The organism is Bacillus sp. FJAT-22090 (genome assembly GCF_007676755.1).
GTDB lineage: Bacteria > Bacillota > Bacilli > Bacillales_A > Planococcaceae > Psychrobacillus.
The window spans coordinates 105,845-126,951 of record NZ_VEBK01000010.1 but is presented as its reverse complement, the minus strand read 5'-3'; the positions used below and the strand labels follow the sequence as shown (position 1 = coordinate 126,951).

At 39.3% G+C, this 21,107-nt stretch carries 21 protein-coding genes and 1 riboswitch; of the genes, 13 read left to right on the top strand and 8 right to left on the bottom strand.

Annotated features, from left to right (window positions below; genetic code table 11):
• Positions 1-287: 287 nt before the first annotated feature.
• The 5 genes from FS486_RS13430 to hemQ form a co-directional block, all read right to left on the bottom strand.
• Positions 288-1,781 (bottom strand): hypothetical protein, encoded by a 1,494-nt coding sequence (locus FS486_RS13430; RefSeq protein ID WP_144512063.1) that lies wholly within the window; start codon positions 1,779-1,781, stop codon positions 288-290.
• A gap of 18 nt (positions 1,782-1,799) precedes the next feature.
• Positions 1,800-2,624, bottom strand: a complete 825-nt coding sequence (locus FS486_RS13425) for a cupredoxin domain-containing protein (RefSeq protein WP_144512062.1) — start codon at positions 2,622-2,624, stop codon at positions 1,800-1,802.
• A 193-nt stretch (positions 2,625-2,817) separates the two neighbouring features.
• On the bottom strand, positions 2,818-3,144 hold the full coding sequence (gene gerQ, locus FS486_RS13420) for a spore coat protein GerQ (RefSeq protein ID WP_144512061.1): 327 nt from the start codon (positions 3,142-3,144) through the stop codon (positions 2,818-2,820).
• Positions 3,145-3,169: 25 nt separating this feature from the next.
• The gene (locus FS486_RS13415) at positions 3,170-3,538 is read right to left on the bottom strand and encodes a cell wall hydrolase (protein WP_186321453.1); all 369 of its coding nucleotides are present in this window, start codon (positions 3,536-3,538) and stop codon (positions 3,170-3,172) included.
• Positions 3,539-3,702: 164 nt separating this feature from the next.
• Positions 3,703-4,452 (bottom strand): hydrogen peroxide-dependent heme synthase, encoded by a 750-nt coding sequence (hemQ, locus tag FS486_RS13410; RefSeq protein WP_144512059.1) that lies wholly within the window; start codon positions 4,450-4,452, stop codon positions 3,703-3,705.
• Positions 4,453-4,603: 151 nt separating this feature from the next.
• Between hemQ and pta the strand changes: the two genes are divergently transcribed.
• Together pta and lipL are read left to right on the top strand one after the other, a co-directional pair.
• Positions 4,604-5,548: a phosphate acetyltransferase gene (pta, locus tag FS486_RS13405; protein ID WP_144512058.1), complete on the top strand. Its 945-nt coding sequence runs from the start codon at positions 4,604-4,606 to the stop codon at positions 5,546-5,548.
• A 13-nt stretch (positions 5,549-5,561) separates the two neighbouring features.
• Positions 5,562-6,401 carry an octanoyl-[GcvH]:protein N-octanoyltransferase gene (gene lipL, locus FS486_RS13400; RefSeq protein WP_144512057.1) on the top strand — a complete coding sequence of 280 codons (840 nt, stop codon included), beginning with the start codon at positions 5,562-5,564 and terminating at the stop codon, positions 6,399-6,401.
• Between the two features lie 15 nt (positions 6,402-6,416).
• Here lipL and FS486_RS13395 read toward each other — a convergent pair whose 3' ends face one another.
• Positions 6,417-7,040 (bottom strand): RsfA family transcriptional regulator, encoded by a 624-nt coding sequence (locus tag FS486_RS13395; RefSeq protein ID WP_144512056.1) that lies wholly within the window; start codon positions 7,038-7,040, stop codon positions 6,417-6,419.
• Positions 7,041-7,194: 154 nt separating this feature from the next.
• Between FS486_RS13395 and FS486_RS13390 the strand changes: the two genes are divergently transcribed.
• The 3 genes from FS486_RS13390 to FS486_RS13380 all read left to right on the top strand — a co-directional run bounded on the left by FS486_RS13390 (position 7,195) and on the right by FS486_RS13380 (position 9,340).
• A complete protein-coding gene (locus FS486_RS13390) occupies positions 7,195-7,422 on the top strand; it encodes a YuzB family protein (RefSeq protein ID WP_144512055.1) in 228 nt (75 codons plus the stop codon).
• A gap of 93 nt (positions 7,423-7,515) precedes the next feature.
• Positions 7,516-8,811, top strand: a complete 1,296-nt coding sequence (locus FS486_RS13385) for an HD domain-containing protein (RefSeq protein ID WP_144512054.1) — start codon at positions 7,516-7,518, stop codon at positions 8,809-8,811.
• Between the two features lie 13 nt (positions 8,812-8,824).
• Entirely contained in the window at positions 8,825-9,340 is a 516-nt protein-coding gene (locus tag FS486_RS13380; RefSeq protein ID WP_144512053.1) for a YwgA family protein, read from the top strand.
• A 79-nt stretch (positions 9,341-9,419) separates the two neighbouring features.
• Here FS486_RS13380 and FS486_RS13375 read toward each other — a convergent pair whose 3' ends face one another.
• Complete coding sequence (locus tag FS486_RS13375; RefSeq protein WP_144512052.1) at positions 9,420-9,605, bottom strand: 2-hydroxymuconate tautomerase; 186 nt, start codon at positions 9,603-9,605, stop codon at positions 9,420-9,422.
• A 67-nt stretch (positions 9,606-9,672) separates the two neighbouring features.
• Here FS486_RS13375 and FS486_RS13370 point away from each other — a divergent pair, with 67 nt between their 5' ends.
• Positions 9,673-10,197 carry a YwhD family protein gene (locus FS486_RS13370; protein WP_144512051.1) on the top strand — a complete coding sequence of 175 codons (525 nt, stop codon included), beginning with the start codon at positions 9,673-9,675 and terminating at the stop codon, positions 10,195-10,197.
• Positions 10,198-10,995: 798 nt separating this feature from the next.
• Here the strand turns inward: FS486_RS13370 and FS486_RS13365 are convergent.
• Positions 10,996-13,068, bottom strand: coding sequence for a transglycosylase domain-containing protein (locus FS486_RS13365; RefSeq protein ID WP_144512050.1), 2,073 nt, complete (start codon positions 13,066-13,068; stop codon positions 10,996-10,998).
• 170 nt (positions 13,069-13,238) lie between these two features.
• On the opposite strand from FS486_RS13365, the gene speE reads away from it, so the two are divergent.
• The 7 genes from speE (at position 13,239) to FS486_RS13330 (ending at position 21,107) form a co-directional block, all read left to right on the top strand.
• The gene (gene speE / locus FS486_RS13360; protein ID WP_144512049.1) at positions 13,239-14,072 is read left to right on the top strand and encodes a spermidine synthase; all 834 of its coding nucleotides are present in this window, start codon (positions 13,239-13,241) and stop codon (positions 14,070-14,072) included.
• Between the two features lie 4 nt (positions 14,073-14,076).
• Positions 14,077-14,949: an agmatinase gene (gene speB / locus FS486_RS13355; protein WP_144512048.1), complete on the top strand. Its 873-nt coding sequence runs from the start codon at positions 14,077-14,079 to the stop codon at positions 14,947-14,949.
• A 220-nt stretch (positions 14,950-15,169) separates the two neighbouring features.
• Complete coding sequence (locus FS486_RS13350) at positions 15,170-15,589, top strand: YwiB family protein (RefSeq protein ID WP_186321449.1); 420 nt, start codon at positions 15,170-15,172, stop codon at positions 15,587-15,589.
• Positions 15,590-17,257 (top strand): arginine--tRNA ligase, encoded by a 1,668-nt coding sequence (gene argS, locus FS486_RS13345; protein WP_144512046.1) that lies wholly within the window; start codon positions 15,590-15,592, stop codon positions 17,255-17,257.
• Positions 17,258-17,439: 182 nt separating this feature from the next.
• Positions 17,440-18,813: an MATE family efflux transporter gene (locus FS486_RS13340; RefSeq protein ID WP_144512045.1), complete on the top strand. Its 1,374-nt coding sequence runs from the start codon at positions 17,440-17,442 to the stop codon at positions 18,811-18,813.
• 65 nt (positions 18,814-18,878) lie between these two features.
• A riboswitch (cobalamin riboswitch) is annotated at positions 18,879-19,018 on the top strand.
• 132 nt (positions 19,019-19,150) lie between these two features.
• Positions 19,151-20,119, top strand: coding sequence for an ABC transporter substrate-binding protein (locus FS486_RS13335; protein ID WP_144512044.1), 969 nt, complete (start codon positions 19,151-19,153; stop codon positions 20,117-20,119).
• Between the two features lie 4 nt (positions 20,120-20,123).
• Positions 20,124-21,107, top strand: a complete 984-nt coding sequence (locus FS486_RS13330) for a FecCD family ABC transporter permease (RefSeq protein WP_144512113.1) — start codon at positions 20,124-20,126, stop codon at positions 21,105-21,107.

The window sequence follows — 21,107 nt, the reverse complement described above, 5'->3', positions numbered from 1 at the left end:
CAAAGAGTCGCGAGTTCCCCAAAGAGTCCCCCGAGTTCCCCAAAGCAGGTGGCGAGTTCCCCAAAGAAGGCTTCGAGTTCCCCAAAGAGTCGCGAGTTCCCCAAAGAGTCCCCCGAGTTCCCCAAAGCAGGTGGCGAGTTCCCCAAAGCAGGTGGTGAGTTCCACAAAGTAACCACCGAGTTCCCCAAAGCAGGTGGTGAGTTCCCCAAAGCAACCCCCGAGTTCCCCAAACCCCACACTCCGCCAAAAAAAAGCAAACCCAATCTCGGGTTCGCCTCAATAAGCTTTTATTCCGTCACTTCAAATCCTAAACGAATCGCAGGCATAGCAGAACCTGGATGATCGGTAGAATACGTAAGCTGTGGGATCAGTGTCATATCTGTATCTTTTACCTCTTGCTTGTAAATGCCAGGATATAAGTCGATTAAATGATAGCCTGCTTCACCGGTTGCCATCACATCAAATGTCAAATCTCCTTGGCTATTGAACGCACATAAGTAACCAGTGTAGGCGTTATCGTACGTTAAATAGTAGGCATTATCAAATTCAGTCCAGCCTCCGCCTTTTATGGTAATGGAAATTTTCGTTCCAACAGGGCCGGATTTTGGTTCAACGCTTACAATAGAAGGTAGGATGCGTAAATATTCTTGTCCATAGATTTCATCGCCAATTTTCAAATCGATACGATGGGGGATTCCGCCAAGATCATCGGGTATTGCAAAATCATACGCAATATTTCCCTCTTCATCCGTTTTAATAGTATCGAGTACTCCACTTTCACCAGCAAAACCGAGACCACTTACGCGGCTACCTTTCATTGTATTCCAAACAAGTTCTACTTCCGTGTCTTTTGGTAATCCAGAAGCGTTTATTTTTACAGGAGCTCCTACAATGCCTTCATTTGTATCTAAAGAAACGTTGACTTTGTCTTTAGATTCGAGCGGAGGCATTTCAACACCATTATCCGCCGCTATAGGAGTTGGTTCGACATAATCTTCAATAGCTACGTTGTCATCGGTAATTTCAAAAAGGAAATCCGGTGCTGGTTTGTCTGGATATGGTGATTGTAAGTAATTGATATATTGCATACCTAGATAGCCAGTGCGAAGTCGTATTGCATGTTTGCCAGGTGTTCCAGCAGCACGTATTTTTGCTTCGGCAGTACCATTTGTAGAAATTCCAGTTATTAATCCCGTGTATTTGTTGTCATACGTAAGTTGCCAGTTACGCATATAAGTGCTCCAACCGAGACCTTCCATTTTTATGGTGATTTCGGTACCTACCGGACCAGACTCGGGAATCATTGTAAACGTTGGATCTACTGTGTAACCAACTTGTCCGATTTTTATATCATCTTGTTTTACAAAAACGGTAAAGTCTCCACCAAATCCTTCTGGAACAGAAAAGTTGCCTGTCCATTTGCCATTTGCATCACTGGTACCTTCAGCTAAAACGATTTCTTTTTCTGTAAACTCCGGACCCACCACTGTATATAAATCTTTAATGATATATTTTCCGTCTACTTCGTTCCAAGTTAATTGAGCAGGGGAATTAGGTGTCAGATCCGTCACTTTAAAGTCTACGTTTTCTCTTACTGTACCTCGTTCGGCAGACAATGTAATATTATTTTTCAAGAGAACTTCTTTTTCTGAACTAGTTGCTTGTACAGAAGTTTCGTCTGTTTTTGTAGAAGTGGATTCGTTACTACATGCACTTAGACTAATCGTTAATAATAATGCAGTCGAAATAGTAAGTGACGGCTTTAAAAATCGTTGAAACAAGATATTTCACCCTTTCAATTATTGAACAACTACTAGTTTAGATACCATATCTCCATGTCCAGCACCGCAAAACACAGTACAGAAAATATTGTATTCCCCAGTTTTAGTAGGTGTGAATTTTACTGTTCCATTTGCATCGGCAACTGTTGCTTCATCAATGCCGTCGATTGCTAAACCGTGTGCACCTTCATCTGTAGCAACATTAAGTGTTACTTCTTCTCCTGCTTTTACATAGAACGTTTTTGCTCCGTCTTTACCTTCAAATACGAAGTTTTTAGCAACAAGATCTAGTGTTTGGTTTGTTTCAACAGTTGCTAGATCTACTTCTTCTTCAGTTGCTGGTTCCTCTGTAGCTGCCGCTGTTGCATCAGGTGCAACGATAGAGATTAACGAAGGTTGCACGTTGAATGGACGATATTCTCCAGACTTATCGCCATCTTTAGCGGTAATATAGTAATCTAGTGAACCAGTAGGAGTATCAGCTGTTACAGGATACGCAATTACCCAAAAGTTATCTTCACCGTGTTCTCCATAAGCCATATCTAGCACTTCACCAGTTGACAAGTGGACTTGTAATTCTGCATCTTTTGCTTGTTCTTTTGTCTCTGGATCAATTGCATTGGCACGAAAAACGATTTTATCCCCAGCAGAAAAACGACTTGCAAGTACACATCCGCCTTGTTCTGTAACCGTATCTCCAGAGAGAGCTAAAAACTCGCTAGTTGAATTAGTTACACCTTTCGTGTCTGTTTCATTAGTAGCTTCATCATTGCTGCAAGCGCTTACTAATAGAATAGCACTGAGCATAGCCCCTGCCAAAAGATAGTTTTTTTTCTTAAACATAATAAAATCTCTCCTTTTACCAATTTTTCGAAGCATTACAACTACCTAAAAATAGTGTCTTTTGTATTAGTGCTTCATAACTAGCTTACTCCTCTTTAGGATATTTTTCAATAATTGGAATTTCAGACTTTAGTATGAGATTGGTAGGTAGTAATAGAAAAAGCTTATCCTTTTTATCGGATAAGCCTAAAGTTCATTTGAAATAATTTATTTCCTCATCAAACGTAACATAGTCCAAATAAATCATGAGCATTAAGTATCTTTTACCATTAGGATCACTAATGATTACATGATCACGTCCTGCTGCTTCTACATAACCTGTAATAACTTTTGCATTCCATTCTTTGTTGTTTTCAAATGTAAAATAGAATGTGCCGAGCTTTCCTCTATTCATCCTTAAAATGTTCTCAATATAGGATTCTTCTTGTCGTGGTGGTGCTGGTAATTGAACATTGGGAGGATTCATCTGTTGTTGTGATTGTGGTGGAAAACCTCCAGGATATCCATAAAATTGAACCATTCATACATCCTTCCTAAAAATGAACTTATACGCTTGGGCAATCGGCAACGGTCGGTGAATAGAAACAGTGGGCTTTAAAGCGCCCGGTGTTCCATTGGTTATACCATTGGGCAGGGCACGTTCCAGTAGGCTCAAAAAACCATAATGAGCGCTCTGCTGGATGAAATCGTTCCCCATTTATAGTGCGTCTTGCTAAGTTTCTGTCAACATCTCGGGCTCTTTGATAAAAATACGATTTCGTGGTTGCCTCGAACCCTCCTGGACTTTGGAAGACCATCTCTTCAAGATTACGGATATTTTTGAAATCTAAGCAATCAGCAAGAACTCGATTCACCCCAACGTTTCCTACCATCAGCATGCCAAGTTGACCTTCACCTTCTGCCTCTGCACGCATCAGCCTTGCGAGTAAATCTAGTTGCTTTGATGTGGATCGAACTACTGCCAATGCATCACCTCCTATACATACACTATGTTTAGAATTAAAAAATGATACAAATAAGCATATAAAAAAGGCGATTTCCCGGTCCTGTCGAACGGAAAATCGCCTTAACTATGCTCTTATATAGTAAAAAATTCACTGCGTTTTTCACTTTGCAGAATGGTTCCGATAAAAAATGAACCAAATTCAGCGTAGCGAGCGCTTACTTCATCAAAGCGCATTTCGTATACTAATTTTTTAAATTGAAGCACATCGTCTGAAAATAATGTTACGCCCCATTCGAAATCGTCGAATCCAACGGAACCAGAAATTATTTGTTTTACTTTACCAGCATATCCACGGCCGATTTTTCCATGGCTTGCCATAAGTGAACGGCGCTCGTCCATGGAGAGCATGTACCAGTTGTCGTTTCCATCACGGCGCTTGTCCATCGGGTAGAAACAAATATATTGTGAACGTTGAAGCTCTGGATATAAACGAGCACGTACATGTGGATTTTGGTATGGGTCATCGTTAGATTCTCCGGCTAGGTAGTTAGATAATTCTACTACGGATACGTAAGAATAAGCAGGGATTGTAAAGTCTGCAATAGTTAGTTTATTGAATTTAGCCTCTAGTTCTTGAAGTTCATCTATTGTTGGACGCAATGTCATTAGCATGAAATCTGCTTTTTGACCTACAATCGTATAAAAAGCATGGGCGCCAGTTTTTGCGTCATCGGCTTGTTGTAGTTCGTCTAAAAATGCGACAAATTCATCTGTTGCTTGTTTGCGAAGTTCTGGGTCAATTTGTTTCCATGATGCCCAGTCCATTTGACGAAAATCATGTAAAACGTACCAACCATCTAATGTAATTGCTGCTTCATTCATTGAATAAAACACTCCTTTTAATAGATATTTCACCATTCAAGTGTATCATATGGTTACTAATATTACCCCTGTAGAACCCTTTTTTACATGACAATCTGTGACAAAGTCGTGTATGCTTGAACTAACGAAAACGTCAATGGGAGGCGTACATATGTCGAATCTATTTCATGAATTAAAGAGTAAATTGAAAGGGGCTCATACATCGATTGTTTTACCAGAAGGAAACGATGAACGAATTATAGAAGCAGCGGAAAAGTTACAGGCAGAAGGAATAATAAACCCAATCGTCATTGGGTCTTCTGCAAATCTTTCGCAATATTTGACAGTGATCGATCCAGAAAACTTTGAAGAAATGGATGAGCTTGTTCAAGCTTTTGTGGAAAGACGAAAAGGCAAAGTAACGGCGGAAGAAGCAAGAGAGCTGCTCAAAGATGTCAATTATTTTGGAACGATGCTAGTGTACACCAAAAGAGCGCATGGACTAGTTAGTGGTGCAGCGCACACTACTGCGGAAACGGTAAGACCTGCATTGCAAATTATTAAAACAAAACCAGGTATTACGAAAACAAGTGGAGCTTTCATCATGGTAAAAGAGGAACTTCGCTATGTATTCGCCGATTGCGCGATTACAATTGCTCCTACAAGTGAGGATTTAGCTGAGATAGCAGTAGAAAGTGCGAAAACTGCAGCTGCTTTTGGTATAGACCCGAAAGTCGCCATGCTATCCTTCTCTACAATAGGATCCGCTCAATCTGAAGAAACGGAGAGAGTCGTAAAAGCGACGGAACTTGCCAAACAGCTTGCGCCAAACGTAGCAATAGAAGGAGAATTACAATTTGATGCAAGCATAGTACCTGCTATTGCTGCCAAAAAAGCTCCTGGAGCAGTTGTGCAAGGGGACGCAAACGTATTTGTATTTCCATCCCTGGAAGCAGGAAATATTGGATATAAAATTGCAGAACGACTTGGTGGATTTGAAGCAATCGGTCCCATTTTACAAGGGTTGAATGCACCAGTAAATGATTTGTCCCGTGGCTGTTCAGCGGATGATGTATATAAACTTGCCTATATAACTGCAGCGCAAGCATTAGATTAAGGGGTATTATTCAATGTCACAAATAGAATCATTATTACAGCAAGACATTTGGCGATTTTGGGATCAATCGCTTAGTGGGAAAAGTAGATCCGCCTTGGAATCCTTTGCCGCAGACGATTTACTTTGCCATTTAGTTGGACAAGGTCTGTCACCGGCAACTGTTCGGACATGGGTCCATGAAAATACAGTTGTACTGGGAATCCAAGATCACCGGCTTCCATTTGTAGATGATGCCCAAAATTTTTTACGTACACAAGGTTTTACACCTATTGTTCGTAATTCGGGAGGTCTTGCGGTTGTATTAGATGATGGAGTGTTGAATATTTCCATTGTATTATCTGAAATACAGCAATCTATTGATATTTCAACTGGATATGAAGTAATGCTAGCATTTGTTCAGTTGTTGTTCCCAGAAGCGGAAGGAAAAATAGAAGCTTATGAAATTGTCGGATCCTATTGTCCAGGTTCCTATGATTTAAGCATTAATGGAAAGAAATTTGCTGGTATTTCCCAGCGTAGACTTCGCCAAGGAATAGCAGTGCAAGTATATTTATGTGTAGAAGGCAGTGGAAGCACTCGTGCAGATTTGATACGCCAATTTTATGAAATCGGAGTGCAGGGAGAAGAAACAAAGTTTAACTATCCAATCATTCAACCAGAAGTAATGGCTTCTTTAAATGAACTATTAAATACTTCATTCACAGTGGAGGATATTGTCATTCGTATACAACAAGTATTGCAACAGCTTTCTACAAATATAGTATCCCAATCTGTCATGCAAGATGAAATGGAACTCTACCAGTTTTATATGCAGCGAGTCATAGACCGAAATAGGAAGATGCTTGATAAATAAGAAAAGCCACCAACTTTAAACGGTTGGTGGTTCTTTTGATACAAGATTTCCGTTTTTCTCCATTTGGAAAACAGGTATAGCTGGTACTTCTTCGTCATTCAATGTAACTAGTCGTCGTGCACGATTCATAATTTGTACAAACTGCTCGTAATCTTGTTTAATCGCGGCATTTTCTTTTTCTAGTTTTGCAAGTTCGCTTTCTAGCTTACGAATCTTTTCCGTTGAGATAGAAGCTAAGTGGCGGTATCTTGAAATATCCGAATCACTATGCTGTAATCTCACCAAGTAAGCAATAATTATATCAATAGATAAAGCGGAAACTGGGATAGAAGCTGTGCGTTCTCCTTCTTCTTGAGGTTTTGCAAGATAAATGCCATTTCCTCTACGTCGATAGTCTTTTCCTAATATACGAAGCTTTTCTTTACGTTCTTTTTTCGCTTCTTTTAACTCAGCTTCGTATTGATGGCGAACGACTGCATTCCAGCGAAATCCACATGCTGCTGCTGTACGATTTAATTCATCTCCTGCTTCTTCAAATGCATTTAATTGTGTGCTTCCCTCACGTACATGTCGAAGCACCATCTCTGCTAACATTTCATCATTTTCATGCATCCAAGCGTCTTGTCTTACTTTTACCATGTTTATCCTCCTACCATGTTCATAGTTTCGTTACTCTATTAACATCATGGACAACATATGGCTCTTTTATTCACGTAAAATACACTTGATAGCAATATAAGTTTTAAGATACAATGGCCTGTAGTCAATACTTATATGAAAGGGTTGTGGACAGATGGCAAACCATTTTCGAGTTTGCGATGAGTGTCAGGCCGTAAATTTAAAAACATTAATTCCAAAGCTTAAAGCGATAGATTCAGAAGCAGAAATAGAAATAAAAGAATGCCAATCCTATTGTGGACCAGGACGTAAAAAGACTTTTGCATTTATAAATAATCGTCCTGTCGCAGCTTTAACGGAAGACGAATTAATGGAAAAAGTACGCGCCAAACTAGAAGACTAATCATTACAAACAGAACTTTTGCCGCCTTACATAAAGCGGTTTTTTTCTTTATAATGTAGGGTAAATAACATGTAACTTCACGGAGGTGGGCAAATGAGCTATGCAACGCAGAAACTAGCAGAAGAGAAAGTGTTCAAAGATCCGGTTCACCGATACATCCATGTTCGGGATCAAGTCATTTGGGACGTCATTGGAGCAAAAGAATTTCAAAGGCTACGCCGTATTAAACAGCTTGGAACTACGTATCTCGTTTTTCATGGTGCAGAACATAGCCGGTTCAGTCACTCTCTTGGAGTTTATGAGATTGTTCGCCGTATTGTAGATGATAGTTTTGAAGGACGCTCAGAATGGGACGCTTCCGAACGACTAGTCGTATTATGCGCTGCACTTTTACACGATTTGGGACATGGACCATTTTCCCATGCATTTGAAAATGTTTTTAATCTGGACCATGAGGAATATACAAGGAAAATCCTACTTGGGGATACAGAGGTACATGAAATATTAAAAAAAGTTAGCAAGGACTTTCCTCAAAAAGTGGCAGATGTTATCGCGAAAACATATTCAAATAAACAGGTAGTTAGTTTAATCTCCAGTCAAATTGACGCCGATCGCATGGACTATTTACAGCGAGATGCGTATTTTACAGGTGTCAGCTACGGTCATTTCGATATGGAACGAATTTTACGTGTGATGCGTCCACGTGAAGACCAGATTGTAATAAAATCAAGTGGGATGCACGCCGTAGAAGACTACATAATGAGTAGATATCAAATGTATTGGCAAGTGTATTTTCATCCCGTTTCTAGAAGTGCGGAAGTTATATTGACAAAGATTTTACATCGCGCCAAAGCTTTAAGTAAAAGTGGATATGATTTTGAGCAGCAGCCTACCCATTTCCAAGGATTTTTTGACGGTACTTTTACTTTGAACGATTATTTGGCTCTAGATGAAGGAGTTTTATTAACTTATTTTCAGTTGTGGATAACAGAAAAAGACCCGATTTTATCTGATTTGAGTTACCGCTTTGTCAATCGAAAGTTATTTCAGTATATTGAATTCGATCTTGCAAAAGATTATACAAAAATGAAAGAACTGGAATTATTATTTAAAAAAGCGGGTATAGATCCAGAATATTATTTAGTATTTGATTCCTCATCAGACTTACCATACGATTTTTATCGGCCTGGAGAAGAGGGTGAACGGATTCCTATTCATTTACTCATGCCGTCTGGGGAAATTAGAGAACTATCACGTGAATCGGAAGTAGTCGAAGCGATATCTGGGAAACGCCGAACTGACCACAAACTTTATTTCCCAGAAGATTTCTTAACTGAGGACGGTAAGAAAAAAGCGTTAAAAAAACAGATCTTAGAATTGTTGAAGTAAAGGCGGGATTAAATTGCTGGAAGAACATGCAAAAATTATACAATTTATCGGAGCAGCGGACGGAATTACCGGCAGAAAAAAACTACAAAAAATGGTGTACATCGCAAAAAAACTACAATATCCATATAAAGAAAAATATGAATTTCATATGTATGGCCCTTATTCACATGAGCTGACATTGCGGGTGGAAGAACTCTGCAATATGGGATTCTTATATGAAGAGAGACAAGACAAAGGCTCATACGTCCAATATAAATATCAAATGACTGATGCTGGCGAGCATTTCACTCAAATGGCGCAACTAGAGGAAGCAACTCCTGCTTTAGTCGCAAGTATTGAACAAATGAAGAATAAAAGTTCCCGTTTCTTAGAACTAGTTTCTACCTTGTTATATTTTGACCACCTTCCAAAAGAAGAGCAAATCGAAAAGCTTCACGTCGTAAAAGGTAAACTGAATTTCACAACAGAAGAAGTGGAAGAAGCGTATGAATTTGTCCTAAACTTGATGAACATGAGAGCTGTCCACTAGGATAGTTCTTTTTTTGAGGCTAAAAAAGTAATATTAAGCAAAAGGAAGCCCTTGCCTCAGCAAAGAGCTCCCTCCATAATTATTTATCGCTAAATAATTTTCCACCAACGCCGTAGTGATTTTTTGGCATGTCTTCGATAAATACAACGACATTCTCAGCAGGTGCATTTACTGTTTCTACTACTGCAGCAGTTACTTTTTCAACTAACGCTCTTTTTTGTTCTTCTGTGCGGCCTTCAAGCATTTTTACTGTTACATATGGCATTTCATTTCCTCCTTTAGTGAAATCTTCTGTATACTAGATATCATAACAGAACGGAGGGAACTTTCGAATGACAAATGAAGAAAAACCAAAACAAAAAATCGGATTCACCATTATAAAAAATGATCCAACTGATGGACATAAAGGATTTGGAATCGGTTCTCTATCATTAGAGAATGTTTCACCAGTTATTGTGGATGTTGAAGAAGACGTTGCAAGAATTGAAATAGGTGCCATGCATGCAAGAAGTGACACAGAAAGAGGAATAAAGTTTACGACGAATCGAGAAGACTCAGAAGGTGGAAAACCGTACTGGTTAGTTTGGGTGACAATCGATTACAAAGCAGAGGGCCCGTATTACGCAGGGGTTACCGCTTGTGAAATGGTCGTAAATCGTGAAAAACGCAGAGGATACAAAGTACTTGCAGATCACGTAAATCGAATGGATAAATCAATGAAGCGTCACATAATGGTCAATTTTATGGACGACCGATCTAAAAATATTTTACGCGATTTTTTACAAACACATAACATGGAGATGTGGGAACGCAGTGATGAAAAGCTGCACGATGATTTACAGGTATCTTCAAACTAACGAATGATAATCTAACATAATCCCCTTATAAGGTTGAATTAATAGTGAAAAGACAGTACAATTTACTTAAAGCTTACTTCACAGTAATGCTAGGACACTTAGAAGTAGCAAGTAAACAAAATGTTTGTGAGCTTTGAGACAACCCAATCCAATAATTGCATGCTTTTTGCAGAACGCTACACTAAGAAAAAGCTTTCTATTACCTCTTTTAGGTAATAGAAAGCTTTTTATTTGGTTTGGTTGCTGTACTCAATCTACGAATTCCCCAAAGAGTCTACCGAATTCCCCAAAGAGTCTACCGAGTTCCCCAAAGAGAGCACCGAGTTCCCCAATAGTCCACGAGATCCCCAAAGGGTCCACTGAGTTCCCCAAGAGTCTACCGAGTTCCCCAAAGAGAGCACCGAGTTCCCCAATAGTCCACGAGTTCCCCAAAAAGAGTCCACTGAGTTCCCCAATAGTCCACGAGTTCCCTAAAGTGTCTACTGAGTTCCCCAAAGAGTCCAAGAGATCCCCAAAGAGAGCACCGAGTTCTCCAAAGAGTCTACCGAGTTCCCTAAAGAGTCCACTGAGTTCCCCAATAGTCCACGAGTTCTCCAAAGAGTCTACTGAGTTCCCCAATAGTCCACGAGTTCTCCAAAGAGTCTACTGAGTTCCCCAAAGAGAGCACCGAGTTCCCCAAAGTGTCCACTGAGTTCCCTAAAGTGAGACTTTCGCTTTCCTTAGCGAACTGGTTGCTTTCACCAGCATATTTCATACTCTCCACATGAAACTGGTTGCGTTAAGCCACTCATTTCTATTTTATTCTCCGAAAAACGAGAACGGAAAAATGGACCACGGGGTCGTATCTTCATTATCTGACTCTTCAAATGTCTGTTGCTTCAAAGTTGGATCTGTACATAACTTTGTTGGAACATCTTTTTCCTTCATATAGACAAGTCGCTGTTTTTTGCAGGCAGAAGTTGCAATTCCACCGGTTTCGATGTCGACAATGACACCACGAACACCAGAAGGAGCGATAAATGGTTCAACTGGCAAGCCTTGGTGAACCTGTTCCATGAATTCAATCCAAACCTGTTTCGTCACTTGTTTAGCTTCCGCATCACTTACCTGTTTGCCTTGGTCGTAGCCATTCCAAACACCTGCTGTCAATTGAGGTGAAAAACCGATTAAGTACTGGTCGGTATCTGTAGTTCCAGATTTCGCCGCATACGGACGTGTTTGTTTTGCACGAATACTTATGCCTGTTGCTGGAGAGTAATCATTAAAAACTGGATCAAACATACCGGTAAGCAAGTAGGATAACAAAAAGGCATCTTGTTCTAGCAGTACCTTCTTTTCTTTAACTTTTTCATTTTCCACGTCATATAGTACATTGCCTTTACTATCCGTAATTTTTGTTATATACGTTGGCTTTTTTTGAATTCCCTTATCTGCTATAGTGTTGTACGCTTTTGTCATATCCAAAAGAGATATTTCTGGTGTTCCAAGTGCTGTTGCAGGTGTGTCTTCGATCTTCATATCAATATCAAATCGATCGATTATTTGTTGAAGTGGTTTGTAGCCGATTTGTTCTAGTGTTTTTACTGCATAAATATTATCGGAGATGGCAAGGGCTTGTGCCATTGAAATGGGATGTTCTGCAAATTCACCATTTACATTTTTCGGCTCATATTCACGACGCCCATCATCATAAGTAAAAATAGTTCGCTCACTCTTCATATATGTCAGTGGGGAAAAACCATTTTCAAGGGCAGCCGCATACAATAATGCTTTTATCGTAGAGCCTGTTTGCCTTTTTGCTTGGGTCACTCGATTAAATGGACTTTCCGTAAAACTTTTTCCACCAACCATGGCAGTAACATAACCAGTTTTCGGTTCTATACTGACAAATCCAATTTGGAGCTCTCCATCTGGCATCCATTTTTTGATTGTTTCTTCAGCAACTTGCTGATGCTTTCTATTTAAAGTAGTTTCAATTGTCCAACCGCCTTCTTCAATACGATGGCCTTTTTTCTTAACAATGTCTGTTGCCTCTTTCCAAACTTCTTCTAAAAAGTAAGGTGCTGTTTTTTGAGTTACAACGGAATCCTCCGTCTTTAATACGTATTGCTCGTCCACTGCGCGTTCCCGTTGCTCTGCAGTGATAAATTGCTCATTTTCCATTAATTTTAAAATGAGTTGTTGACGATTTACCGCCTTTTCCTCATCGACTAATGGGGAATAATAGGTAGGACCTTTTGGAATTCCCATCATTAATGCAGATTCCGCTAGCGTTAAATCCTTTGCGCTTTTTCCAAAATAAAATCGACTTGCAGCTTCTACACCGTACATACCATGACCAAAATAAACTGTATTCAAAAATCCTTCGAGCAAATCATCCTTCTCATAAAAAATCTCTAAACGATAGGCGTATAACGCTTCATTAATTTTTCGGTTCCAAGATTTTTCATGTGTTAAAAATAGATTTCGAGCGTATTGCTGTGTAATAGTACTTGCACCTTCGACTTTTCTACCTGCTTTTATATCTTTTAAAAGAGCAGAAGCAATACGAGAATAATCAAATCCGTGGTGCTCATAAAATTCTTGGTCTTCTACGGCTATAACTGCCTGTGATATGAACGGGGAAATTTCATCTAAGGAAACCCAATAACGCCTCTGCTCTTTAAAGCGATCCCCAATAACATTTCCCTGGTTATCTAAAAACACAGAAGAAATAGGCACTTGAACAATAGGTGCGCCAACGATTTGAGCATAAACTCGGAGCGTCACAAGTGCACCAATCAAAGCAAAGCTAGCAACAATACTTAATAGAAAAAACCTTTTCAACCGTTTAGATCTATTGGCTTTTTTTCGGTATTGCACACGCCCCATAATAATCTCCTCCGTTCTGTTTTATGTTTTCATTAGTATGAGAACAATAGAATCAAATTAAACGGAAAAAGAAAAAACTATTGCACTTTTGTAAAAAAGCACTATACTTTCTTTGTATTATTTTTTTTAATACATTCCATATAAATCATATTGGTAAGGGAGATAGATAAATGGCTGGATTTTGGTTTACAGAAAAGCAAACCGAGAACTTTGGCATCACAATGAAGGTAAAACGTACACTTCATACGGAGCAAACGGACTTTCAATTATTAGAAATGGCGGAAACAGAAGAGTGGGGAAATATGCTCTTTTTAGATGGAATGGTGATGACTTCTCAAAAAGATGAGTTCGTATACCATGAGATGGTTGCACATGTTCCTTTATTCACACATCCAAATCCAGAAAACGTATTAGTCGTTGGAGGCGGTGATGGTGGAGTAATCCGTGAGATTATGAAACATCCAAAAGTAAAGAAAGCAACACTTGTTGATATAGATGGAAAAGTTATTGAGTATTCGAAGAAATATTTACCGGAAATCGCATGTGAGTTAGAAAATCCACGCGTGGATGTACAAGTTGGCGACGGATTTATGCACATCGCTGAATCGGAAAACGAATATGACGTGATTATGGTTGACTCTACGGAACCAGTTGGACCTGCTGTGAATTTATTTACAAAAGGATTTTATGCTGGAATTTCAAAAGCATTGAAAGAGGATGGATTATTTGTTGCACAATCGGACAATCCTTGGTTCAAAGCAGATTTGATCCGCCAAGTGCAAAAAGATGTGAAGGAAATTTTCCCAATAACTAATATGTATTTGGCGAACATTCCGACATATCCGAGTGGTCTTTGGTGCTTCACAATCGGTTCTAAAAAATATGATCCACTTCAAGTGCCAGACGAGCATTTCCATGAAATCGATACAAAATATTATACAAAAGAACTTCACAAAGCAGCATTTGTATTGCCGAAATTTGTGAAGGACCTAGCAGGAGAGTAAGCCAATGCGATTTGATGAAGCTTATTCAGGTAATGTGTTTATTAAAAGTAAGCCAAGCTATGACAAGGCGCAAGCGGTTATCTACGGTATGCCGATGGACTGGACAGTAAGTTACCGTCCGGGTTCACGTTTTGGTCCACAGCGTATTCGCGAAGTATCAATTGGGTTAGAGGAATATAGTCCTTACCTTGACCGCGAACTGGATGATGTAAATTATTTTGATGCGGGAGATATTCCGCTTCCATTTGGTAATGCGGAAAAAAGTATTGATTTAATCGCTGGTTTTATACGCCAGCTAATGCAAGATGGAAAAATTCCTGTTGGTATGGGCGGAGAGCATTTAGTTTCTTGGCCAGTAATGAAAACAGTGGCGGACAATTATAAAGACCTTGCAATTATCCATATGGATGCGCATACAGATTTACGTGTGGAATATGAGGGAGAACCACTTTCTCACTCAACACCAATCCGTAAAATTGCCGAATATATTGGACCAAAAAACGTATACTCTTTTGGAATCCGTTCTGGAATGAAAGAAGAGTTCGATTGGGCAAAAGAAAATGGTATGCATATTTCGAAGTTCGATGTATTAGAACCTTTAAAAGAAATTCTACCAACACTTGCTGGGCGTCCTGTCTATGTAACAATCGATATTGATGTATTAGATCCGGCACATGCACCTGGTACAGGAACAGTAGATTGTGGCGGCATCACAAGCCGTGAGCTACTTGCTTCCATTCATGCCATTGCAAACTCGGGAGTAAATGTAGTTGGTTTCGATCTTGTAGAAGTTGCACCAATATATGATTCGTCGGAGCAAACAGCAAATACCGCTTCTAAGCTCTTACGCGAAATGATATTAGGCTGGGTAAAATAGAAAGCAATATTAAGGGTTACTGCGACGAGCTTTGCGCAGGAGCAAACAGCCAACACAGAATCGAAGCTACTACGTGAAATGATTTTAGGCTGGGTGAAATAATAAGCAAACGTGTTGTCCACTTCGGGCATCACGTTTTTTTAGGTTTTGTTGTAATTATCATGCTTTTAGCTTTATAATATAAAGGTTATAGCAAAAAATGCACTAAAGGATGAACGCAATGTCTCAACCGATAAAGAAATCAGTAAATGTCCGATTAATATCTACGATTCAACATCCGGACGCCGCATCAGAAACTATTCATATTCAAACAACAGGTGAGCTAACGATAAAAGGGAAGCAGCCTTATTTAGTTTACGAGGAAATGCAGAACGAAAAGTCAGTTCGAACAACGGTAAAGCTAAGCAGTGATTCTGCTTTGATATTACGCAGTGGTGGCGTGAAAATGCGGTTGCCATTCCGCTTAGGAGAGCCACAGGTAGGAAGCTACGACACTGATTATGGCACAATGATGATCACGATAAATACGAAACAGCTAAAAGTTGAAGTTGGGCAATTTCGAGTAGAGTATGAACTCTTAATAAATGAAGAAGTAGTTGGTACATATACATTAGAACTAATTTATACGGAGGCGGATTAAATGAACGCAGTAGAAAAAGTGCAACAATCCATTAAAACGGCGTTGCAGCAAGCAATAGTAAAAGCGGAACTTGTAACAGAAGAGCAGATTCCTTCTGTTCATCTAGAAACACCGAAAGATAAAGCAAATGGGGATTATGCAACTAATATTGCGATGCAATTAACTAAGATTGCAAAAAGAAATCCACGTCAAATTGCAGAAGCGATTGTAGAAAACTTAGACATGAGTGGAACAATGATGGAGAAAATCGATATCGCTGGTCCAGGATTTATGAATATCACAGTTCGTAAGGATTACTTACAGGACGTAGTAAAAGCAGTGCTTGCTGAACAAGCAGACTATGGTCGCACAGCATCAGGTGCTGGTGAAAAAATCCAAGTCGAGTTCGTTTCTGCAAATCCAACAGGTGATTTGCACCTAGGGCATGCTCGTGGTGCGTCTGTAGGCGATTCATTATGTAATGTTTTGGATTTTGCAGGATACGATGTGGAACGCGAATATTATATCAATGACGCTGGCAATCAAATCCACAACTTAGCAGTTTCGATTGAAGTTCGCTATTTTGAGGCGTTAGGATTAGAAAAAGAAATGCCGGAAGATGGATACCGCGGCCAAGATATTATCGATATCGCAGCTAAACTTGTAAAAGAGCATGGAGATAAGTTTGTTCAAATGTCAGATGAGGAACGTTATAAAGCATTCCGTTCACATGGCTTAAAAGTAGAGCTTGCTAAATTACAAAAAGACCTAGCAGATTTCCGAGTTGGTTTTGATAATTGGTTCTCTGAAACTTCTTTATATGAAGAGGGGAAAATTGAAGTAGCGTTGGATAAATTAAAAGCGAACGGTCATATTTTTGAAGAAGAGGGAGCGACCTGGTTCCGTTCTACAACATTTGGAGATGACAAAGATCGTGTATTGATTAAAAGCGATGGATCATTCACTTATTTATTGCCAGATATTGCATACCATGAAGATAAATTAGTACGTGGATTCGACCAGCTGATTAATATTTGGGGAGCAGACCACCACGGCTATATCCCACGTATGAAAGCAGCGATTGAAGCACTTGGATACGAGCGTGAAAAACTAGAAGTTTCCGTTATTCAAATGGTACAGCTGTACAAAGACGGCGAAAAAATGAAAATGAGTAAACGTACTGGAAAAGCTGTTACGATGCGTGAGTTAGTAGAAGAAGTAGGATTAGACGCAGTTCGTTATTTCTTTGGTATGCGCTCAGGCGATTCACATATGGATTTCGACTTGGATTTAGCGGTTTCCCAGTCAAATGAAAACCCAGTGTATTATGCACAATATGCACATGCACGTATTTGCTCGATTTTGCGTTCCGCGGAGACACAAGGCTTGAACGCTTCTATAGATTCACTTGAATTATTGCAAAGTGAAAAAGAAATGGACTTATTGAAAAAAATCGGTGACTTCCCGCAAGTAGTGGCAGATGCTGCAAAACTTCGCGCACCTCACCGCGTAGCAACTTATATTCAAGAGCTTGCTGCGACTTTCCACAGTTTCTACAATGCGGATAAAGTACTGGATGCAGAAAATGTAGCACTAACAGGTGCCCGTTTAGCATTAGTAACTGCTGCACGCCAAACAATTGCCAATGCTCTACGCTTAATCGGTGTAGCTGCTCCGGAAAAAATGTAATAATATTTCTTTAAACACTTCGACTTCGGTCGAAGTGTTTTTTTGTCGTTGGGAGATGTAGAACTCGCAGAAGACATTCGTAAAAAAAATATTGATTTTATACAAACGATATATTAATATGTTAGTAACTAAATAGACAAATTAATAATATGTTTGTTTTTTTATGGAAAAGAGGTTTTTATATGAATGTAACGGAAGAGTCAAAAAGTAATACATTAAAAAAATCAATGATTTTATTTTTGATTCCGGTTATTTTTGCGAGTGTATTGCAGTCATTAGGACAGGTATTTGGAATTATTGTTGTAGGGAAAACGCTTGGAGTAGATGCACTCGCTGCTCTATCAGCATTTTTTCCGCTTTTCTTTTTTCTTGTTTCATTTGCCATCGGAATTGGTTCGGGAAGCTCGATTTTAGTGGGACAATCTTTTGGGGGAGGAAATATCCCAAAAATGAAGGAAATTGTTGGTGTCACTTTATCTTTCACCTTGATTCTTTCTGTTATTGTTGCCATCTTGGGGAGTTTTTTCACAAATTATATACTGGAACTAATGGGGACACCTAAAAATATACTTAATGAGAGTGCGGGCTATGCAAGGATATTGTTTGTAACATTACCTATTACATTTTTATATATGGTTTATACAACTTTCTTACGTGGAGTTGGAGATTCGAAGACGCCATTTTATTTTTTATTGATCAGCACTATATTAAATATTGTATTGCTTCCTCCACTACTTTTTGGTTGGTTTGGGTTACCGGAATTCGGACTGAACGGTGCAGCCTATGCAGCTGTGGTTTCAAGTTTATTGACATTTATTCTACTGCTAGGTTATTTGCAAAGAAAAAAACATGTCCTCAAATTAGATGCTACTATTTTAAAGAGTTTTAAGTGGAATGGGTCCGTATTGAAAAACTTGCTTCGCTTAGCAATTCCTACAAGTGTTAGTATGGTTGCTATTTCTTTGTCTGAAGTGGCTGTTATATCTTTTGTAAACGAGTATGGATCAAATGCGACAGCAGCATATGGTATTGTCAATCAAATAGCAAGCTATGTGCAAATCCCAGCAATAAGTATTTCTATTGCGGTGTCCGTTTTTGTTTCACAATTTATAGGCTCTGGTAAGACTTTAAATATTAAACAAGTTACAAAAACGGGTATTATACTAAATTACCTATTAGTGGGGGTACTCATACTATTAGTGTATTTGTTTTCGAATCCTATTCTTAATGTCTTTTTGGATAATACAGAGACAGTGGAAATTGCTCAAGGACTGATTCTTATCTCTTTTTGGAGTTACGTTATTTTAGGTAACACACAGACGCTATCTGCGACAATGAGAGCAACAGGCTCAGTGTTATGGCCGACATTTTTCACTATTTCAAGTATTATTCTCGTTCAAGTTCCGGTAGCATATATACTCTCGCATTTTACGGATATGGGTATTAATGGTATATGGCTGGCATATCCGATTGCATTTTTAGTCAATTTAATCGCACAGTATTTGTATTATCATTTTAATTGGAAACGAAAATCACTAAAGGCAATATTAGAATAATCTTTCTGAAAATTTGCTAGTCGACAGGTGGATGATTTCATGTATAATGAAATCGATGCATCAATAATAATTTTTAACATAAAGGTGCTTACTAATAGACTAGTAAGTTAAAAGGGAAGCTGGTTCGAATCCAGCACGGTCCCGCCACTGTAAGTGATAGAAACCTATCATAAGTCAGAAAACCTGCCTTTATGTGTCTACACATTTATGCCTACGAGGATAGGTTTCGTGTAAGTCGGCTTGGCAATTGGTTACCTTGCAGATTTATACCTATTCTATCTCTCGTTCATTGTGGACGAGAGTTTTTTATTTTGGAGAATAATGGGGGAAAAAGCACATGAAGAAACTATGGCAATTATGGATGACAACCGCGATTGCAGTACTATTGCTAGTCGGATGCGGACAAAAAGAAGAAACACCTATCGCAGATAAAGGCAACACACAAGAGGAAGTAGTTGTAGATGAAACAACATTCCCAATGACGATAACGGATGCAGTTGGCGAAGAGATCACGTTAGAGGAAGCGCCAAAAACGATTGTTTCGATGTTACCAAGCAACACGGAAATTTTATTTGCACTTGGTTTGAATGATGAAATCGTCGGCGTGAATGACTTTGATAATTATCCAGAAGAAGCACTTGAAAAAGAGAAAATTGGCGGAATGGAATTCAATGTCGAAAAAATCTTATCGATGAACCCAGATATTGTATTCGCGCATGAGTCCATGTTAGGTATGGGCGAAGCTGGATTGCAACAAATTCGTGATGCCGGTGTGAAAGTATTTGTAGTGAAAAATGCTGTGGACTTCAATGAAACATATACTACAATCGAGCAAATTGGACGTGCTACTGGTAAGTTTGAAGAAGCACAAAAAATTGTAGAAGACATGAAAGCAAAAGTAGAAGAAGTAAAAGAGAAAGTAGCAAAAGTAGAAACGAAGAAGACAGTATTCGTTGAAACTTCGGATGTCCCAGAAATTTATACACCAGGTAAAGGAACATTCATGCAAGAAATTTTAGATATGGTGAATGCAGAAAATATTGCTGCTGACCAAGAAGGCTGGTTTAAAATCGAGCCAGAAGAAATTGTTAAACGCAACCCGGATGTAATTATAGTTATGTATAGCTATGTAGAAGGAATTGTGGATAAAGTGAAAGCTCGTGACGGGTTTGATTCTATTACAGCTGTGACAAACAATGCGGTTGTACAAGTAGATGAAAACTTAACAAGTCGTACAGGCCCACGTCTAGCAGAAGGTCTAGAAGAAGTTGCGAAAGCAATTTATCCAGAGGCGTTTAGTGAGTAAAGCTATGATCGGCTACATCTTGTCGATTGCAGCTCTTTTAATAGCAATCTGGCTTGGTGTATCGGTCGGATCCGTTAAGGTACCGATCAGCACATTATGGGATACGGGAGCAGATAAAATAGCAACGAATATTGTTTGGAAAATTCGCATGCCACGTGTGGTGCTTGCAGGTTTAGTTGGTGCATCACTAGCCATTGCAGGTGCTGCATTTCAAGGGCTGTTAAAAAATCCGCTTGCCGATCCTTATACGTTAGGAGTGTCGTCCGGTGCCTCAGTAGGTGCCGTGGCTACGCTCTTTTTCGGTATTTCGGTACCATTTCTAGGAATATTCACATTACCCATTTTCAGCATGATTGGTGCATTAGTTACAATGCTACTGGTGATTACCTTTGCCAAGCTAGTTGACCGGGCAATGAAGATGGAAACGATTATTTTAACTGGTATTATTTTTAGTTCGTTTTTAGGATCTGTAATTTCGTTAATGATTGCACTAACAGGAGAAGAATTAAGGCAAATAATAGGCTGGCTGCTCGGAAGTGTTTCGATGCGCGGTTGGAGCTTTGTACAAATGGCGTTACCGTTTGTATTAATAGGTACGTTTTTATTGTGGTTAAACAGAAGAGAGTTAAATGCGATGCTCTTTGGAGAAGAACGGGCAAAGCATTTAGGGGTCAATGTGAAGCAACGAAAAATGATGATTTTAATAGGAGGCTCCATGCTGACAGGAACGGCTGTTGCAGTGTCTGGAACGATTGGCTTTGTAGGGCTTGTCGTCCCTCATATGACGAGGTTATTATTTGGTTCCGACAATCGTCACGTACTGCCGCTTAGCTTTATAAACGGAGCGGCACTATTGATCATTTGCGATTTAGTGTCTCGTACGATAATTTCACCAACGGAGCTACCAATTGGTGTAATAACTGCTTTTATTGGGGCACCCGTTTTTGCATTCATCTTCTTTAGACAACGGAAAAAAGGAGGCATCTAA

Bases quoted from the DNA above. Each gene is read 5' to 3' on its own strand.
- FS486_RS13340 (WP_144512045.1), top strand. From the start codon at position 17,440: ATGAATGTAACGGAAGAGTCAAAAAGTAATACATTAAAAAAATCAATG.
- FS486_RS13370 (WP_144512051.1), top strand. From the start codon at position 9,673: ATGACAAATGAAGAAAAACCAAAACAAAAAATCGGATTCACCATTATA.
- hemQ (WP_144512059.1), bottom strand. From the start codon at position 4,452: ATGAATGAAGCAGCAATTACATTAGATGGTTGGTACGTTTTACATGAT.
- pta (WP_144512058.1), top strand. From the start codon at position 4,604: ATGTCGAATCTATTTCATGAATTAAAGAGTAAATTGAAAGGGGCTCAT.
- argS (WP_144512046.1), top strand. From the start codon at position 15,590: ATGAACGCAGTAGAAAAAGTGCAACAATCCATTAAAACGGCGTTGCAG.
- FS486_RS13385 (WP_144512054.1), top strand. From the start codon at position 7,516: ATGAGCTATGCAACGCAGAAACTAGCAGAAGAGAAAGTGTTCAAAGAT.
- FS486_RS13390 (WP_144512055.1), top strand. From the start codon at position 7,195: ATGGCAAACCATTTTCGAGTTTGCGATGAGTGTCAGGCCGTAAATTTA.
- speE (WP_144512049.1), top strand. From the start codon at position 13,239: ATGGCTGGATTTTGGTTTACAGAAAAGCAAACCGAGAACTTTGGCATC.
- FS486_RS13335 (WP_144512044.1), top strand. From the start codon at position 19,151: ATGAAGAAACTATGGCAATTATGGATGACAACCGCGATTGCAGTACTA.
- speB (WP_144512048.1), top strand. From the start codon at position 14,077: ATGCGATTTGATGAAGCTTATTCAGGTAATGTGTTTATTAAAAGTAAG.
- FS486_RS13330 (WP_144512113.1), top strand. From the start codon at position 20,124: ATGATCGGCTACATCTTGTCGATTGCAGCTCTTTTAATAGCAATCTGG.
- FS486_RS13425 (WP_144512062.1), bottom strand. From the start codon at position 2,624: ATGTTTAAGAAAAAAAACTATCTTTTGGCAGGGGCTATGCTCAGTGCT.
- FS486_RS13415 (WP_186321453.1), bottom strand. From the start codon at position 3,538: ATGCGTGCAGAGGCAGAAGGTGAAGGTCAACTTGGCATGCTGATGGTA.
- FS486_RS13395 (WP_144512056.1), bottom strand. From the start codon at position 7,040: ATGGTAAAAGTAAGACAAGACGCTTGGATGCATGAAAATGATGAAATG.
- gerQ (WP_144512061.1), bottom strand. From the start codon at position 3,144: ATGGTTCAATTTTATGGATATCCTGGAGGTTTTCCACCACAATCACAA.
- FS486_RS13375 (WP_144512052.1), bottom strand. From the start codon at position 9,605: ATGCCATATGTAACAGTAAAAATGCTTGAAGGCCGCACAGAAGAACAA.
- FS486_RS13365 (WP_144512050.1), bottom strand. From the start codon at position 13,068: ATGGGGCGTGTGCAATACCGAAAAAAAGCCAATAGATCTAAACGGTTG.
- lipL (WP_144512057.1), top strand. From the start codon at position 5,562: ATGTCACAAATAGAATCATTATTACAGCAAGACATTTGGCGATTTTGG.
- FS486_RS13350 (WP_186321449.1), top strand. From the start codon at position 15,170: ATGTCTCAACCGATAAAGAAATCAGTAAATGTCCGATTAATATCTACG.